The organism is Sporosarcina soli, assembly GCF_042655805.1.
Lineage (GTDB): Bacteria > Bacillota > Bacilli > Bacillales_A > Planococcaceae > Sporosarcina > Sporosarcina soli.
The window spans coordinates 1-16,039 of the sequence record NZ_JBHSNO010000003.1; the positions used below are offsets into that span (position 1 = coordinate 1).

The window sequence follows — 16,039 nt, forward strand, 5'->3', positions numbered from 1 at the left end:
CTGTATATTTAGACATAAAAACACCCCATAAATGTTAGTTTGGTGTCTAACATTTACGGGGCAGATCAAATCCGGTGTTTTTTTATTTCCGATGGGAGATATTATTTCAAATTGTACCGAATCGTTCAAAAACTTTTCATTTACCGAGTGGGAGTAGCATGATCCCTTTCGTGACAAGGATTAGCAGAACAGGCGGAGGTCAGAAAAATCTCTGAACCCACACCATTGTTCAATTTGGTTGATAATCAATTTCAATTAACCGTTGACAGTACCTTCAATCATGCTACAATTGAAGTTGCAGTCAATTGATAATCGTTTTCATTCTATGATTCTCAACGACAGCAAATATTCGATATCGGGGATTGCAATGAAGAAACGTTATTTGATTGTCGCAGTTATCGTACTTTCATTCCTATCGTTGTTCGTGGGAGTGAGCCATATTACACCGATGGATCTGCTCGATTTCAAATCGGAAGAAACTGAAATTTTTCTCATTAGCAGATTGCCAAGACTTCTTGCTATTCTCCTTGCAGGAGCTGGGATGAGTATCGCAGGTCTTATTATGCAACAGCTTAGCCGGAACAAATTTGTTTCACCGACGACAGCGGGAACTCTGGATGCAACAAAGCTCGGGATTCTTGTTTCAATGTTGTTGTTTACGAACGCATCTACATTGGAAAAGATGATTGTCGCGTTTGCATTTGCGCTTGCTGGTACACTGTTGTTCATGCAAATTCTTGATCGAATCAAGTTCAAGGATGCGATTTTCATTCCACTTGTGGGATTGATGTTCGGTAACATTTTGTCATCCATTACGACGTTCTTCGCTTACAGGGCAGATGTCATCCAAAATATGTCGGCATGGCTTCAAGGCGATTTTTCGATGATCATGAAAGGACGTTATGAACTTCTATACATAAGCATCCCTGTGCTCATCATCACTTATCTCTATGCGAATCGATTCACGGTAGCTGGAATGGGTGAGGATTTCTCAAAAAACCTAGGGCTTGCATATAGGCGAATTGTTAATATTGGGCTTATATTAGTAGCGCTTATGACAGCAACTGTTGTATTGACGGTTGGAATGATCCCATTTCTTGGATTGATCATTCCGAATATCGTTTCTATATTTAAAGGAGATCATTTGCAGAAGACATTGCCACACACAGCTTTACTGGGTGCAATTTTCTTACTCATCTGTGATATTTTGGGTAGAATACTCATTTTCCCTTATGAGATTTCAATCAGTTTGATGGTTGGCGTCATCGGCAGCGGTATTTTCCTCTATTTGCTGTTTAGGAGGAAGGCTTATGCGTAATTCGACGAAACTCATCATACTCGTTCTATTTGCTACTATTTTCTGCGGATTGTATCTTTTCCAAGGATTGAATGGAAGCTTTGATTATGCGCTACCACGCCGTGCCATTAAAGTGATGGCAATGGTTTTGACAGGTGTCGCTGTTGCTTATTCGACAGTCATCTTCCAAACGATTACACATAACCGAATTTTGACACCAAGCATTATGGGTCTGGATTCTTTGTATTTACTATTACAGACAGTTGTTATTTTCTTTCTTGGTTCAAATCACGTGACAATCGTCAACAAACAAGTGAATTTCATACTGTCTGTGAGTGCAATGATTATATTTGCACTGCTCCTCTACCGGTTTTTATTCCGCGGAGGAAAGCGACCGATTTATTTCTTATTGCTTGTTGGAATTATTGTCGGAACCTTTTTCGGAAGTATTTCGACATTCCTGCAAGTACTTATTGATCCGAATGAATTTATGCTTGTGCAAGATAAGATGTTTGCGAGTTTCAATAACGTCAGTGGAGAGCTTGTCTGGTGGGCGCTCGGTTTCATAACACTGGCTTTATTGCTCGGTTGGCGATACTTTCCCGAGCTCGACGTCTTATCACTCGGTAGAGATACATCCTTCAACTTGGGCGTATCCTACGATAAAGTTGTCAAGACGATGTTGGTCTTATCTTCAGTATTGATTGCAGTGTCAACTGCACTTGTCGGACCGATTACATTTTTCGGTTTGATCGTTGCGAATTTGTCCTATCAGTTTTTCAAAACGTATAAGCATTCCATTTTAATTGCCGGTGCTTCCGTCATGAGTGTGATCGCCCTTGTCGGCGGGCAATGGGTGGTCGAACGCGTCTTCACGTTCTCGACGACACTCAGTGTCATCATTAACTTCATCGGCGGTGTGTATTTCATTTATCTACTATTAAAGGAGAGTCGATCTACATGATCCAAGTCCGTGAGCTAACGAAGTTGTATGGTAAAAAAGCGGTTGTTGAAAAGGTGAGCGTTGATATTCATCGCGGGAAAATCACTTCATTCATCGGTCCTAACGGTGCAGGAAAATCGACGCTTCTTTCAATGGTGAGCCGTCTGTTGGACGCGGACACGGGTGAAGTGCTTGTAGATAATGACAAAGTCCACCAAATGAAACCGAATGAGTTTTCCAAAAGGGTATCGATTCTAAAACAGTCGAATTTCATGAATGTCCGATTAACCATCCGTGAACTCGTTTCGTTTGGACGATTCCCACATTCTAGAGGGAGGCTCAACGCGGAGGATTTGCGTCTCGTGGAACAGGCGATGGAATATATGGATTTGATGGATATGCAACATCAATACTTGGACGAATTATCAGGAGGACAACGCCAACGCGCATTTATCGCGATGGTCATCGCGCAAGATACGGATTACATCCTTTTGGATGAGCCGCTAAACAACTTGGACATGAAGCATTCTGTTCAAATCATGAAGATTTTAAGAAGGCTTGTCGATGATCTAGGAAAAACAGTTGTTATCGTCTTGCACGATATCAACTTTGCGTCTGTCTATTCGGATCGAATCGTCGCACTGAAAAATGGCCGCGTCGTCAAAGATGGACCGACCAATGACATCATCAATTCCGATGCATTGAAAGAAATTTACGATATGGATATCCCCATTAAACAATTGAGCAATTGCCGTATATGTGTGTACTTCAATTCCTAATAAGGGAATGCGCAGGATGTGCGGTGTAAAATATCTAAATACAACTTAAAAGGATGGTACAAGATGAAGAAACTCACAATTGCATTCATGATGATTGCTTTAATGGCTTTACTCGTCGCTTGTGGCGGAAAAGACGATGGCGCAGCAGAAGATCAAACAGCTGCTGACAAAACAGAGCCTAAAGAGACTGAAACTGCAGAACCGGAAACAATGACAATTACACATGATTTGGGCGAAGCGACGCTTGAGAAAAACCCTGAAACAGTTGTTGTATTTGACTTTGGTATGCTTGATACATTAGATGAGCTTGGTGTAGAAGTAGCAGGAGTTCCACAAAAAAACGTTCCTTCTTATTTATCAAAATATGAAGATGCAAAATATACAAACGTCGGTGGTCTGAAAGAACCTGATTTTGAAGCGATTCATGCGATGAAACCAGATGTGATCTTCATTTCTGGGCGTCAATCTGCTATGTACGAAGAGCTAAATGAAATTGCTCCAACAATCTTTGTTGGCGTAGATACAACGAACTATATGGAATCATTCAAAGCAAATATGGAAATGGTTGCTGAACTATTTGGCAAAGAAGATGAAATGAAAGCAGAACTTGCAGATATTGACGAAAGAATCGCTACGATTAATGAAAAAGCAACAAACAGTGATGCCAAATCTTTGATCATTCTTGGAAACGAAGGAAAAGTAAGTGCATATGGTCCGAGCTCACGTTTCGGTATTATCCATGATGTATTCGGTTTTAAACCAGCTGATGAAAAAATTGAAGTATCTACACATGGTCAAAGCATATCATTCGAATACATCGCTGAAACGAACCCAGATATCCTATTTGTCGTAGACCGTGACGCTGCTGTCGGCGGCGATGCAAGTGCGAAAGATTCAATTGAAAACGAATTAGTTAAGAAAACAACAGCTTATGAAAACGACAAAATCATTTACTTAGATCCAGATTTTTGGTACCTATCTGGTGGCGGACTTCAATCCGTGAAAGCAATGGTTGCAGAAGTCGAAGAAGTATTGTAAAAAACGAAAAAAGAACTGATTCACGGAAAAGTGGATTGGTTCTTTTTTTGTGGTTGAAACGGTCTTTATAAAGGAAATCTGTCTCGTTAAGGCACTTCTCAGAAAATTATATTGCTAACTTGTTGTCCTAGGGAAACAAGTAGCATACAATAGCAATAATTAGAGCTATAGAAAGAAGATGTGTACATGGACGGAAATATCCTATTTGCATTTGGATTAACCTTGTTCGCAGGACTGGCAACAGGAATTGGCAGCTTGCTCGCTTTTTTTACGAAGAGGACCAATACAAAATTTTTGTCAATTGCACTTGGCTTTTCGGCAGGTGTTATGATTTACGTTTCATTGATTGAAATATTTGTGAAAGCAAAAGATGAGCTTGTCTTAGAACTAGGATTGAATAATGGCTATTGGGTGACCATTGCCGGCTTTTTTGGCGGGATGTTACTGATCGCCTTGATCGACCATTTCATCCCGGAAATGGGCAATCCACATGAAGTGAAAAGTGTAGAGGATGTAAACGCAGGACCAACAAACGATGAATATGCCAGGCTGAAGAAAATGGGGATGTTTACGGCATTGGCCATTGCGATCCATAACTTTCCAGAGGGCATTGCCACATTCACATCCGCATTACAAGATCCGACCCTCGGTGTGGCCATCGCTATTGCGGTAGCGATCCACAACATACCAGAAGGGATTGCAGTCGCTGTTCCGATTTTTTTTGCAACAGGAAACCGCAAGCAAGCTTTTAAATTGTCCTTCCTATCGGGCTTGGCTGAACCAATTGGAGCCCTTGTAGCTTTTCTAATTTTAATGCCATTTTTGAACGGCATTATGTTCGGTATTATTTTTGCAGCAGTAGCTGGAATTATGGTGTTCATCTCTATCGATGAATTGCTGCCCGCAGCAAGGGAATATGACGAAGCACATCTCTCCGTCTACGGCATGATGGCAGGAATGGCCGTCATGGCAATCAGCCTTGTGCTTGTCGCGTAATGCTAAAGAGCTTCCAAGTATGAACAATGCTTGGGGGCTTTTTTTGATATTATGACTTCGTGCTCAAAGTGAGGTCCCCCGCGCTCAAATTGCAGCTTGTGTGCTCAAAGCGAGGTCGCTCACGCTCAAATTGCAGCTTGTGTGCTCAAAGTGAGGTTCCCGCGCTCAAATTGCAGCTCGTGTGCTCAAAGTGAGGTTCCCGCGCTCAAATTGCAGCTCGTGTGCTCAAAGTGAAGTCACCCGCGCTCAAAGCGAAGCCTCATGTGCCCAAAGTGGCATCACCCACGCTCAATAAAAATCATCCTTGGCTAACGAAAAATCTCATACACAAATCTACGGAGTATAACGATATGTCAATTCGGTGAAAATACAGTTTGTGCTCTTGATTGCTGTATAGTATAATTACAGGTGTCAAGACAATCAAATAGACATCAAGGGGATAACGCTGTGAAAAATAACAAGCAAGGAATCTCACGAAATAAATTACTAGCGCTTGCTGGGACAGGCTGGATGTTTGATGCAATGGATGTTGGTATTCTATCCTTTGTCATTGCCGCGCTTGCAGCGGAATGGCATTTGACGCCATCCGAAATGGGATGGATCGGGAGTGTCAATTCTATCGGGATGGCTGTCGGTGCATTCGGTTTTGGTCTTTTGGCGGATCGCATCGGTCGGAAAAATGTGTTTATGATGACACTCGTCTTATTTTCACTTGCGAGCGGATTATCCGCATTGACGACAACGCTTATCGCTTTCCTAATTTTACGTTTCCTAGTCGGAGCTGGACTTGGAGGAGAGTTGCCGGTCGCATCTACTTTAGTATCAGAGAGTGTGGAAGCGAAAGAACGTGGACGAGTCGTCGTTCTGCTAGAAAGTTTTTGGGCTGCCGGTTGGTTGCTCGCTGCACTGATTGCTTACTTTGTCATTCCACACTATGGCTGGAGGCTCGCACTGATTATCACGGCACTTCCTGCATTTTATGCCATTTATTTGCGGAGAAAATTGCCGGATTCGCCTAAGTTTGAATCAGAAGGCAAACCAAAAGAGTCCGCGTTTGCAAAACTGCAGCTGATTTGGACAAAAAAATATGCGCGACGGACACTAATGTTGTGGATTGTTTGGTTTACGGTCGTATTTTCGTATTATGGCATGTTCCTATGGCTGCCGAGTGTGATGGTGATGAAAGGTTTTGATTTAATTCATAGTTTTAAATACGTACTCATCATGACACTCGCTCAATTGCCGGGCTACTTCACGGCTGCATGGTTAATTGAAAGGGCAGGCCGAAAATTTGTATTGGCGACGTATCTTCTAGGTACTGCGGCAAGCGCATTATTCTTTGGAAATGCAGAAACCCTTACGCCACTCCTCATTTTCGGAGCATTGCTATCGTTCTTCAACCTGGGTGCATGGGGTGCTTTGTACGCCTATTCACCTGAGCAATACCCGACAGCTGTTCGTGCAACAGGTTCCGGGATGGCCGCTGCAGTTGGACGGATTGGCGGGATATTCGGTCCACTCCTTGTTGGTTCATTGCTTGCAGCAGGGACCGGTTTTGGGACCATCTTCGGCATCTTCTGCGGAGCGATTATCATCGGGGTGCTGGCGGTGGTGTTTTTAGGAACGGAAACGAAACAATTGGAATTGGAATGAATATGAGGCCTGTCTTCTTCGGAAGATGGGCTTTTTTGTTTGGAAAGAATAAATATTATTTCCTTAAAATTGAAATACGGCAATGCCCATTACGGTGACATCTGGTTGAAAATGTGTACAATTGAAATGGAAAGGGAGGAATTGGATATGGGAAGTGTGTACAAGATTGGAGTTAATACTTATCACAAGGCAAATGTAGCTAGAGATAATCTTAAAGGAAGTAGGGCATATAGAGGGGGGGAATAGGTGAAGAAAAAATTATTAATAATTATTTGTATAGTATGGATAATATTAGATGTTTATCTTATAGTTAACAACTACTTGAAAGAAAATCCAATTGCTACAAAAGTGGTTTTATTGGTAGGTTTTCTAGGGGCTTTATATTTGATTAGTGGGAAAGATAATGTGGCAGCGAAAAGAACTGAACCTCCAAAGGTTAAAAAAGAAGATAAATAATTGAGTGGCTTCGGCTACTCTTTTGTCTTGTTTTTATTACTGGAGTGGAATTTTGTATCTAAATTGTTGTAGTTGTTGGCATTTTCGGGGCGTTACTTGTCGGTTCATTGCTCGCAGTGGTGTTTTTAGGAACGGAAACGAAACAATTGGAATGAATGTGAGGCCTTCCTTTTTAAAGGTGGGGTCTTTTTGATTTTGTACTGGGGATCATCGCGGTACCGCAATGGATATTTCGGAAAGACGCAATGGAATTACGGTGAACTCAGATTTGAAGTATGGAACAATTGATAGGAGGAATGTAATTTGCAAAATAATAATGAATGAGGGGATTTTTCGTGAATAACATCGACTTGACATTAAAGGAAATCTTCACGTCAACTTCACTAACAAAGTCACAAAAAGTTTTACATGCAGAAAAAATGTTAACTGAACAACTGGATATAGAGACGACTCATCCAGAGCTATATTTCAAATTAGCTGTAGTCGTCTTAGAGGAACCAGAGGTCGACTTTCTTCAGAGCATTGAGTGTATGGAAAAAATCCTTACTTATGACAAAACGAACATAGAGGCAGCGATATACCTATCATGGCTTCAATACCTTAATCGGGGATATGTGAATGCAAGCACATTGACGGTACTAGATAAATTACTAGCGAACGTAGAAATGGATTCGCTTTCGCTATCACTAATCTATTTAGCGAAATCTTGGAGTGACGAAATTGACGAAAAGCAATATCATTTATTTTTGAAAAAGTCTGTTGAGAGTAATGACACGTATGTTGATAATTTCCTGGAACTGGCAAACTTTTATCGGAATAGAGGGGAGTCGGATAAAGAAAAATCTTTCATTCGTAAAGCGTTGAAAAACGTAGAAAAGATCTATCTAGTGGATGAATCTTTTGATATAGCAACTGTGAAACCTTACTTAGGTGATTGTTTTAAAGGAATGATCGATGTTCCGACTAATTATGTACCTACCTATCATACGCTGAAAAAAGAATCCATATTAAGAACTGTTCTTGCTAGTAATGCAGTGAAAAGTATGCTAGAGAGATTAACGGATTCCGACCAATGGGAAGTATTACTGTGACACCCCATATTTTTCATATCTATTGTTCCCTATTTAGCAAAAAAGCGCACCAAATAGGCTTGCGGTATCGCATAATATATGTCCGGTTTTAACATATAAGGATCATGAAAATTCACTTAAGAAGTTATAGAAAAATAGATATTCATAATACGAAGCAAAAAGTAAAAATTTCAATACATTGGTAGAATGGTATGGTGAAAAGGGCCTATTCATGACGCAAAACTAATTCATGTCATAAATAGGTCCTTTAATCTATATATCCGCTCACTTCAGAAAGTGGACATTTTGTTAGACTGAATAAAATAGGCACAAAAAACCATTTTAATTTCCTGAAATTAGAAATACCGCAATGCTTATTACGGAAAACCGCAATCAACATTACGGTGTTTCTGTAGATGAAGTATGCTACAGTTGTAGTAGGTCAAATAAACTACGCTTTAGGGGGGAGGAAAGTAGTTGAAAACGCCAAAGTCCGTTTTGATCAGAAAATCAATCGAACAAGCTGTACACACACAGGTCAATCAACAACAATTGAAAGAACAGCTTTTAGGATATGTCGGTTATCATGCAGAACAAGGATTACCCTTTGGGGAATTGCTCGTTTTGCACTATAACCAATTCAATGGAATCGCTACTGAAGAAATTTACGCAGTTGCAGCTGCCGTTGAAGCCTTGATATTATCCTTTGACATGTTAGATGATTTTGAGGATGAGGACTGTACCGACAAGCCGTGGTCAATCCAGACTAATTTGGCGTTAAATTCAACAACTGCCCTCCTTTTCTTAAGTGTAGATGCAATTCGTGCTACCGATTTTCCGAATAAGGATCAAGCGATTGCTATTTTGATCCACTATTCGCTTCGGTCCATAAATGGTCAACATCGAGATCTTTTAAACAACAGTAGAAATGAAAAGGATTACATCGAGATGACGATAGAGAAATCAGGATCCTTAACAGCTCTTGCTTGTCTAATCGGTGCCGTTTTAGCAACGGATGATTATCCGAAGGAGATTGCGATTTACTCCGAACTCATTGGTTTAGTTGGGCAAATCTCCAATGATTTAAAAGATGTAACAACGTGGAATGAGAAAAATGACCTACTGAATAAGAAATATACTCTTCCGATCATCTATTTACTCAATCATCCTGACGAAGAACTGCAATTGATCCGTGATTACTACCATGATCAGTTAAGTGTTGATGAAATCATACATAATCGGGAATTGATTAGTCGTAAGTTAGTGGAAACGGGAGCCATTACATATACCGAAGTGATTAAGAAGATGCATCAAAATCGGGCATTGAACGAAGTGAAAAAACTAACAATTGATCAGCATTATATGGATCGATTGATAGAATACATACAATAAAAAAGGGGATGCAAGGCATGCAGGATATCATTGAGTTTTTAATCAGTAATGCCGATGTAGTAGAGAAAGTGAAAGAGGGGACAGCAAGTCTAGTTGGGGTTACTGGGGAAGAAGTAAAAGCAATTTTGGAAGTGTTCTTTGATGAACAAATTGCTCCAAAGGTTTATTATTGGGAATAAGAGTTCAAAGTCGGAGGAATTATTCTCCGGCTTTTTTTTAAGGAGATCAAATGAAATCGAATCGTAAAATGACTATTACACACGCACTGCTGTTTTTAATGGTATTGGGACTGACGGTTTATTTCACGGTGACTATTTTACAATGTCCCCTAGTCGGTATGAAGGTGAAACAAGAAGATCAGTATTGGGTCGTCGAACAGATATATGAACATGGTTGGGCTTCGAGTCAACCGATTGAAGAAGGGAACATCGTGGAGCTTGTCGACGGGGAAGAAACGGAAAAGCATTCGACTGTCAGACGGTTTGGAAGAGTTGAAATGGCTAAATCCGTGACGATTTTGGACAATGATTTAAAAAGTAGGACGTTTGATATCTCTTATGGGAATATGACGCCGAAGGAATTGTTTTATCTACTATTTCCGCTGTTATACGCTGCGGTGACGATTTCGTTAAGCATTTTCCTTTATGTAAAAATGAAGAGTGATCAATCTGCCATTATTTTAATTTATTTTTTATTATCGTTAGGACTTTGCTTTGTGGGGGCTTCCATGTCTGCCAGGGGAGACGTCATTGGAAGAGTTTCAACAAACATTACGTTGCCGAGCACCATTATTCTATTTATGCATTTTCTAAATAGGTATTTTTCAAAATACGGTTTAGTGTTTATTCGAACGCCATCACTTGTTCGGTTATATATGATTTATTTGTTTTTTTTGTTTGTTCTAGTTGGCAATCCATTCTTTCCGGTGATCAACAAGTATATAAGCGAGTTTAAATTGTTGTTTTTTTCTTCACTCGTGTTTTATTTTCTCTTTTATCTGATCCAATTTTATATGAAATATAAGAACTCAGAAGGAAAAGCAATTCTAAAAATTCTAGGGGCGACTGTATTTCTGGCTTTTGGGCCGTTTTCTATTTTTTATGCAATGCCTACCATTCTCTTTCACAAAGCATTCCTATCGGCAGAAATCACAACGATTTCCTTAATCATCATTCCTATTGCGATTGTCTATTTACAAGTCGCGGAAAAGTTGTTTGATATTGAGTTTTTCTTGGACAGGTTACGCTACTACTCGTTCAATTCTTTCCTGTTCACGATTTTGATCATTTTATTGTTACGATTTGCAGTGGGTATTCAATTACCGACCAGTACGATGGCAATGGTTTTCATTGTATTGTTCATCTGTACTCTTGTGTTTATTTATGTGAAAGAGTACTTGGATTATAAACTGCGTCATCATTTATTTTCTCAAAAAGGCGATTTCGGGATGGGGTTATATACATTTTTCCAAAAAACGAAGTACGAAACAAAAGTATCCAGTTTGGTGACGAAACTTGAACATGAAATTAAAGATGTCTTACTGGTGAAAAAAGTGGTCTATGCTGAAGTCTTTCGAGAAGGCGTCAAGGGAGATTGGGTACTTAAAGATCAGCATGAATATCCCGCTTCGTTAGCGTATGAAATTGCAAAATTAAATTGGGTCCATTATCGTATTGGTACGATAATAGAAGTGATGAATGGCTTTTTGCTCGTGATTGGCGGGGACAACCAAAATAAAAAAATCTTCTTTTTGGGCATGAAAAAACAGAAGACCAACTTCAATATACAAGAAAGAATCTGGTTGGAAACTTTGGCGCACATTTCGAGTATTCTTTTTGAAAACTTGCAATTGATCGAAGATCTCATTGAGGAAATTGAAAATTATAAGGTGAAAGATAATGACAAAGAAAAACAGCATTATCCTTTCTGGCTGTCGAGATTACTGTTTTCCTTGGCGGAAAAAGAAAGAGCCAATCTCTCCATTGATTTGCATGACTCGGTCCTTCAGGATCAATTGCAGTTGTTAAGAGAAGTGGAAAAAATATCAGGAAAAGTGGAAAATCAATCGGCAAAACATGATCTAGTGGATTTGAAAGAAAGAATGCTTGACAACATCCATTTAATACGCGAAACGTGTAATGAGCTTCGACCACCATTTTTAAATGAACTAGGGATCATTCAATCTTTACAAAATTTAGTGGACCAGACAAAGCTTCGGAGTAACTTTATATTAAAATCTGAATTGGACCCATCGATTCGAACGCTTGATCCGGAAGATGAATTGGTTCTTTATCGCGTAGTCCAAGAACTGTTGAACAATGCGATGAAGCACTCCTTAGCATCCGAGGTCCAGATCGCATTACGCAATCACAATCACTTCCTTTCTTTAACCTATTGCGATGATGGCATCGGAATTGATATGTTGAAGTTGAATGACTCTTTCAAAACGATGGGCATATTCGGGATGAAAGAGCGCATCAGAAGTATAGGCGGCACTATTGACATCCATTCGGCGCCGGGAGAAGGGATGCAAGTTCAGATCAGTTTACAAATAGGAGGGGATTCGGCGTGATTCATGTATTAATTGTGGATGATCATCCAGCTGTCGGCGCGGGTACCCGAGCGATGATCGATCAAGAAGAGGATATGAAGGCAACCGTCCTTTCAGACGCGGAAAAAGTGATGGCACATCTTGAAGAAAATTCCTATACCATATACTTAATAGACTTATATATGCCCAAAATCAATGGCGTAGATTTGACGAAAATGATTTTACAAGTAGACCCTGATGCAAAGATTCTCATCTATACGGGTTTTGATTTAGTAGCGCATTATAATTTACTTATTGAGGCAGGAATTGCAGGGTTTATGAGTAAAACTGCTACACAAGAGCAATTGATCACGGGTATCAAATGTGCGTTAAGGGAAGAGGTTGTTATCCCGCTTCAATTGCTTAAACAGCTCAGAAGAGTGAACACTGGACCTTCGACTAGCGAAGGAGAAGAGGATCTAGGGGATATGACCCTTTCCAGTAAGGAGCAACAAATCTTAGAGGAAGTGGCCAAAGGGTTAACCAATAAAGCAATTGCTTTAAACCTTTCAATGAGCCAACGAACAATTGAACATCATTTAACGAAGATTTTCACAAAGCTAGGCGTGAGCTCAAGAACAGAGGCTTTACTTAAAGCAAGGGAATACGGTTTGTTATCTATGCAGTTAATGGATACATAAGAGCACTTCGGAAAAACTGTAATATGAAACTCTGGAAACACCCGATCCGTTTGTGGAGGGTGTTTTCTTAATCCTCAAGTAATGTTTATAAAAAAGGTGGTTTTAGCGAAGGTGAGAAAAGTTTTTCTTTTATTTATTGCGCTCTTCTTACTAGCTGGTTGCGATGGACATCCAGAGGAAGAGATCTATCAGGGAAGAGACTTAACAATAGGAGTCATTGGTTCGATTCCTTCTATCAAAGAAGAAAATGTAGATTTTAAAAAAATTACTTTGGAAGATATGGAAAAACGGCAGAAACTAGATGCAATTCTAATCATGAAAGAATGTCTAACTGAAGCGGATCAAGAGCAATATGTCGCTGTTTATCATGCTTTGACAATTCCGGTATTCTTTATGGAATCTACGAAAGCCCATGTTCCTTTTACGAACGAAGGGGTGGACTATGCTAGTTTTCCTGATGTGGATTCTTCCGGTTATGCAACGGGCTTTCTTAGAACAGAAGCTGATGAAGGCTTTAACGAGCGGACATGGAGATATTATTTGAAAAATGATCAGGAGAGTAAATCGAACATTCAAATCGTTTATACTCAAATATTTAACACGATTGAATCGGTGGACTCCAAATGAATTTGTCTAAAGTAATGTAAATGCTGCAAAGGCATTTCGGAAAACCGCAATGCGAAGTTTTGAAAACACCCTTTCCGTTGGAGGGTGTTTTCTTATACTTTATGAATCCTCAGCCTGTAGTCGTTGTGCTTCAAAGTAAAGGACTTGAATGAATTTTTTCGTGTTGATTCGAGGAAGGGGTGTTGCTGGTAGTGAACCATTCTTTAATTCTGTCATTTTTGTCCGAACGGATGTAAAGTCAAAAAACTTGGAAGCATAATTTTCAAATTTCCAATTGGAATAATCGGCAAGACCTAAAGAGGCCAATTGATTTAAGGCCTGATAAATTGCTCGTCGCACCCGTTGTTCAGTCGCTTTAATTTCTTTTATTAATTCGGCATCGGAAGCGGAGATTCCCAATCGACTTGTAGCAAGGTATTTAAAAATTTCTTTAAGAGTAGGCATCCTATTGTTTAACGAATGGATTTGCGGATTTTGATCTAAAAACTCCAGCACATCGAGCAAATCTTTACTGCCATTTTCACCGGCAATCCCTAACTCGTTCAATAAAAATTGACCGGAATTTCGTATATTTTTTTCTTTGGGTCCTTGTTGTTTTTTTGGTGAATGGTCCAATTTAAGTATGGTATGGAGCGATTTGTGAATGTCTTGTATGGATTTTTCCAGTTGGATTTTTTCAATTACTTTTTGAAGGATCGTTAGGACTTCAATTCTGTTAATCGGTTTGAGTATATAGTATTCGCTGCCCAGTGAATAGGCTTCAGCGATTAACTCCTTTGACTCGACTTGAGAAATCATGACAATTTTTCCTTTGAATTGCGATTGGAGTTGACGGATGGTTTCAAGGCCATCTCGATTGGGCATCAATAGATCGATTAATAATATATCGATGTTGAGCATGTTCAGTATATTTTCATCAATCATTGCCCCATCTTCTGATTCTCCGGCTACCTCCCCTAGTTCCTCGTCCTCGATGATTTGAGCCAACATGGAACGGACTACTTCATCATCATCTGTTATGTAAAAAAGCATTTACATCACTCTTTCTTCATTAAATGATCTGTTTGCAGTCTTATTATGAAAAGGGTTCCCGTTCCTTTTTCTTGATCTTCTACTGTTATATCGCCTTCAAATTGTTCGATTAATTTTTTGACAAAGGAAAGTCCCATACCCGTGGATGGATTTCCGGAATGATCATATTTCGTAGTGAACCCGGGCTTGAAAATTACATTTTTGCGCTTCTGTTGAATGCCGGGACCGTTATCCCCAATACGGAATACGATTGAATTTTGATCTTTTTCAATGGTAACGGTAATCGTTCCTTTACCATCGATTGCTTCCACCGCATTGGTGACAATATTATTGATGATGGATAGAAGGGTAAAAGCGTGGTAGGGCGGATGCTCGCCACTAATTGCATACTCAATTTGGATTTCTTTCTTAAGTAAGTTGCCGTATTTTTCATTTGTTCGCTGAATGATAGAAATCAGTTCGTGAATGCTCATATAATCCGTAGAGCTTTTAACAGAAATGAGCTTGGATAGTCCTGCAAAAATGCGTTGATTATCCTTTTTTATCTCATGAACTTCCCCGGCAATGTTCAAAGCCTGTTTACTGTATATGTCCATTGAAGTTGCAGTAGTTTGTTCAATTTTCAGGTCCATTAAACTTTTGTAGAGGTCGTATGATTTTTTGGTGATGTTTTCAGCGTTCACTAACGTTTTTTTTAAATAAACCGACTCCTCATATAGGTTGGAAATTAAGAGGAGCATATGCTCATTTTGTTGTCTAATTTGCCTTTCTCTTTCCTGGGTTTCGTATAACTTGATGAAGGTGAAAAAGCTAAGAACAATAAAACTATGTGAAAACGCCACCATAAGTATTTCACCTAGTGCCGCCCACTTAATTGTTGTGCCTAATACAAAGTATTGCAAGGTCAACTCTACGGTATCTGCTAATAATTCGATTAAAATGCCAAGTAAGCCAATGATGATGACTCGGTTATAAAAGCGGTTGACTTTTGCTAAATAAAAGAAACAAGCATAAGCCAAGTAAAAGAAAAAACTAGAAAAATTGGCTTGAAAAGAGCTCGTCCAATCAAAGTGGTCGTCTTGGATAAATTCGATTAGCATCCGGAATCCAACTATCGTGATGGCAGTTAAAAAACCAGGTAGGATCACAGGGATTTTACGAAATAATAACAAAAAGAATAAAAAAGTCGGTACACCAAAACTGATCCGAAATGTAGCGTTGATTGGATAAAAATTCAATAAACCTGCTATTGGGACGATCAGCATCATTAACAGTAGAATCAGTAGATCTTTTTTGACTGTCGGCTGGAAATTCAAGGTCGTCACTTCCTCTTTAACTTGCTTCAGCAGAAGTCCCCCACTTCCATAAGTGGCGGGATGAATGCCAGAATGCATTTCAAACAGAGGGAGTTCAAACTCCCTGCTGAATCAAGTTAAGCCTCCGGCGGATGTCAGGGATTTTGAAAGGAATCAATTGCGCAAGCACAATTCAAAACCCCGACGCAATTACGCCGAGGCGTAATTGA

At 39.7% G+C, this 16,039-nt stretch carries 15 protein-coding genes; 13 read left to right on the forward strand and 2 right to left on the reverse strand.

The window, feature by feature from the left end:
* Positions 1–367 precede the first annotated feature (367 nt).
* The 13 genes from ACFPRA_RS03760 to ACFPRA_RS03820 all read left to right on the forward strand — a co-directional run bounded on the left by ACFPRA_RS03760 (position 368) and on the right by ACFPRA_RS03820 (position 13,482).
* A complete protein-coding gene (locus ACFPRA_RS03760) occupies positions 368–1,318 on the forward strand; it encodes an ABC transporter permease (protein ID WP_381430925.1) in 951 nt (316 codons plus the stop codon).
* Positions 1,311–2,261, forward strand: a complete 951-nt coding sequence (locus ACFPRA_RS03765; protein WP_381430927.1) for an iron chelate uptake ABC transporter family permease subunit — start codon at positions 1,311–1,313, stop codon at positions 2,259–2,261. The genes ACFPRA_RS03760 and ACFPRA_RS03765 overlap by 8 nt, the downstream gene beginning before the upstream one ends.
* Positions 2,258–3,019, forward strand: a complete 762-nt coding sequence (locus ACFPRA_RS03770) for an iron ABC transporter ATP-binding protein (protein ID WP_381430929.1) — start codon at positions 2,258–2,260, stop codon at positions 3,017–3,019. Before ACFPRA_RS03765 ends, ACFPRA_RS03770 begins: the two co-directional genes overlap by 4 nt.
* Positions 3,020–3,082: 63 nt before the next feature.
* A complete protein-coding gene (locus ACFPRA_RS03775) occupies positions 3,083–4,057 on the forward strand; it encodes a siderophore ABC transporter substrate-binding protein (RefSeq protein ID WP_381430931.1) in 975 nt (324 codons plus the stop codon).
* 186 nt (positions 4,058–4,243) lie between these two features.
* Positions 4,244–5,053 carry a zinc transporter ZupT gene (zupT, locus tag ACFPRA_RS03780; RefSeq protein WP_381430933.1) on the forward strand — a complete coding sequence of 270 codons (810 nt, stop codon included), beginning with the start codon at positions 4,244–4,246 and terminating at the stop codon, positions 5,051–5,053.
* A gap of 510 nt (positions 5,054–5,563) precedes the next feature.
* The gene (locus ACFPRA_RS03785) at positions 5,564–6,706 is read left to right on the forward strand and encodes an MFS transporter (RefSeq protein WP_381431085.1); all 1,143 of its coding nucleotides are present in this window, start codon (positions 5,564–5,566) and stop codon (positions 6,704–6,706) included.
* 246 nt (positions 6,707–6,952) lie between these two features.
* Positions 6,953–7,162, forward strand: coding sequence for a hypothetical protein (locus ACFPRA_RS03790; RefSeq protein WP_381430935.1), 210 nt, complete (start codon positions 6,953–6,955; stop codon positions 7,160–7,162).
* A gap of 335 nt (positions 7,163–7,497) precedes the next feature.
* Entirely contained in the window at positions 7,498–8,253 is a 756-nt protein-coding gene (locus tag ACFPRA_RS03795) for a tetratricopeptide repeat protein (protein ID WP_381430937.1), read from the forward strand.
* A 456-nt stretch (positions 8,254–8,709) separates the two neighbouring features.
* The gene (locus ACFPRA_RS03800) at positions 8,710–9,624 is read left to right on the forward strand and encodes a polyprenyl synthetase family protein (protein WP_381430939.1); all 915 of its coding nucleotides are present in this window, start codon (positions 8,710–8,712) and stop codon (positions 9,622–9,624) included.
* Between the two features lie 17 nt (positions 9,625–9,641).
* Positions 9,642–9,803, forward strand: a complete 162-nt coding sequence (gene comX, locus ACFPRA_RS03805; RefSeq protein WP_381430941.1) for a competence pheromone ComX — start codon at positions 9,642–9,644, stop codon at positions 9,801–9,803.
* Between the two features lie 50 nt (positions 9,804–9,853).
* Positions 9,854–12,196, forward strand: a complete 2,343-nt coding sequence (locus tag ACFPRA_RS03810; RefSeq protein ID WP_381430943.1) for a sensor histidine kinase — start codon at positions 9,854–9,856, stop codon at positions 12,194–12,196.
* On the forward strand, positions 12,193–12,855 hold the full coding sequence (locus ACFPRA_RS03815) for a response regulator transcription factor (protein ID WP_381430946.1): 663 nt from the start codon (positions 12,193–12,195) through the stop codon (positions 12,853–12,855). Before ACFPRA_RS03810 ends, ACFPRA_RS03815 begins: the two co-directional genes overlap by 4 nt.
* A gap of 111 nt (positions 12,856–12,966) precedes the next feature.
* On the forward strand, positions 12,967–13,482 hold the full coding sequence (locus ACFPRA_RS03820) for a hypothetical protein (RefSeq protein ID WP_381430948.1): 516 nt from the start codon (positions 12,967–12,969) through the stop codon (positions 13,480–13,482).
* Positions 13,483–13,581: 99 nt separating this feature from the next.
* Here the strand turns inward: ACFPRA_RS03820 and ACFPRA_RS03825 are convergent, their stop codons facing one another.
* Positions 13,582–14,514: a response regulator gene (locus tag ACFPRA_RS03825; protein ID WP_381430950.1), complete on the reverse strand. Its 933-nt coding sequence runs from the start codon at positions 14,512–14,514 to the stop codon at positions 13,582–13,584.
* A gap of 5 nt (positions 14,515–14,519) precedes the next feature.
* Positions 14,520–15,839 carry an ATP-binding protein gene (locus ACFPRA_RS03830; protein WP_381430952.1) on the reverse strand — a complete coding sequence of 440 codons (1,320 nt, stop codon included), beginning with the start codon at positions 15,837–15,839 and terminating at the stop codon, positions 14,520–14,522.
* Between the last annotated feature and the right edge of the window lie 200 nt (positions 15,840–16,039).

Bases quoted from the DNA above. Each gene is read 5' to 3' on its own strand.
- comX (WP_381430941.1), top strand. From the start codon at position 9,642: ATGCAGGATATCATTGAGTTTTTAATCAGTAATGCCGATGTAGTAGAG.
- ACFPRA_RS03810 (WP_381430943.1), top strand. From the start codon at position 9,854: ATGAAATCGAATCGTAAAATGACTATTACACACGCACTGCTGTTTTTA.
- ACFPRA_RS03785 (WP_381431085.1), top strand. From the start codon at position 5,564: ATGTTTGATGCAATGGATGTTGGTATTCTATCCTTTGTCATTGCCGCG.
- ACFPRA_RS03765 (WP_381430927.1), top strand. From the start codon at position 1,311: ATGCGTAATTCGACGAAACTCATCATACTCGTTCTATTTGCTACTATT.
- ACFPRA_RS03775 (WP_381430931.1), top strand. From the start codon at position 3,083: ATGAAGAAACTCACAATTGCATTCATGATGATTGCTTTAATGGCTTTA.
- zupT (WP_381430933.1), top strand. From the start codon at position 4,244: ATGGACGGAAATATCCTATTTGCATTTGGATTAACCTTGTTCGCAGGA.
- ACFPRA_RS03770 (WP_381430929.1), top strand. From the start codon at position 2,258: ATGATCCAAGTCCGTGAGCTAACGAAGTTGTATGGTAAAAAAGCGGTT.
- ACFPRA_RS03825 (WP_381430950.1), bottom strand. From the start codon at position 14,514: ATGCTTTTTTACATAACAGATGATGATGAAGTAGTCCGTTCCATGTTG.
- ACFPRA_RS03760 (WP_381430925.1), top strand. From the start codon at position 368: ATGAAGAAACGTTATTTGATTGTCGCAGTTATCGTACTTTCATTCCTA.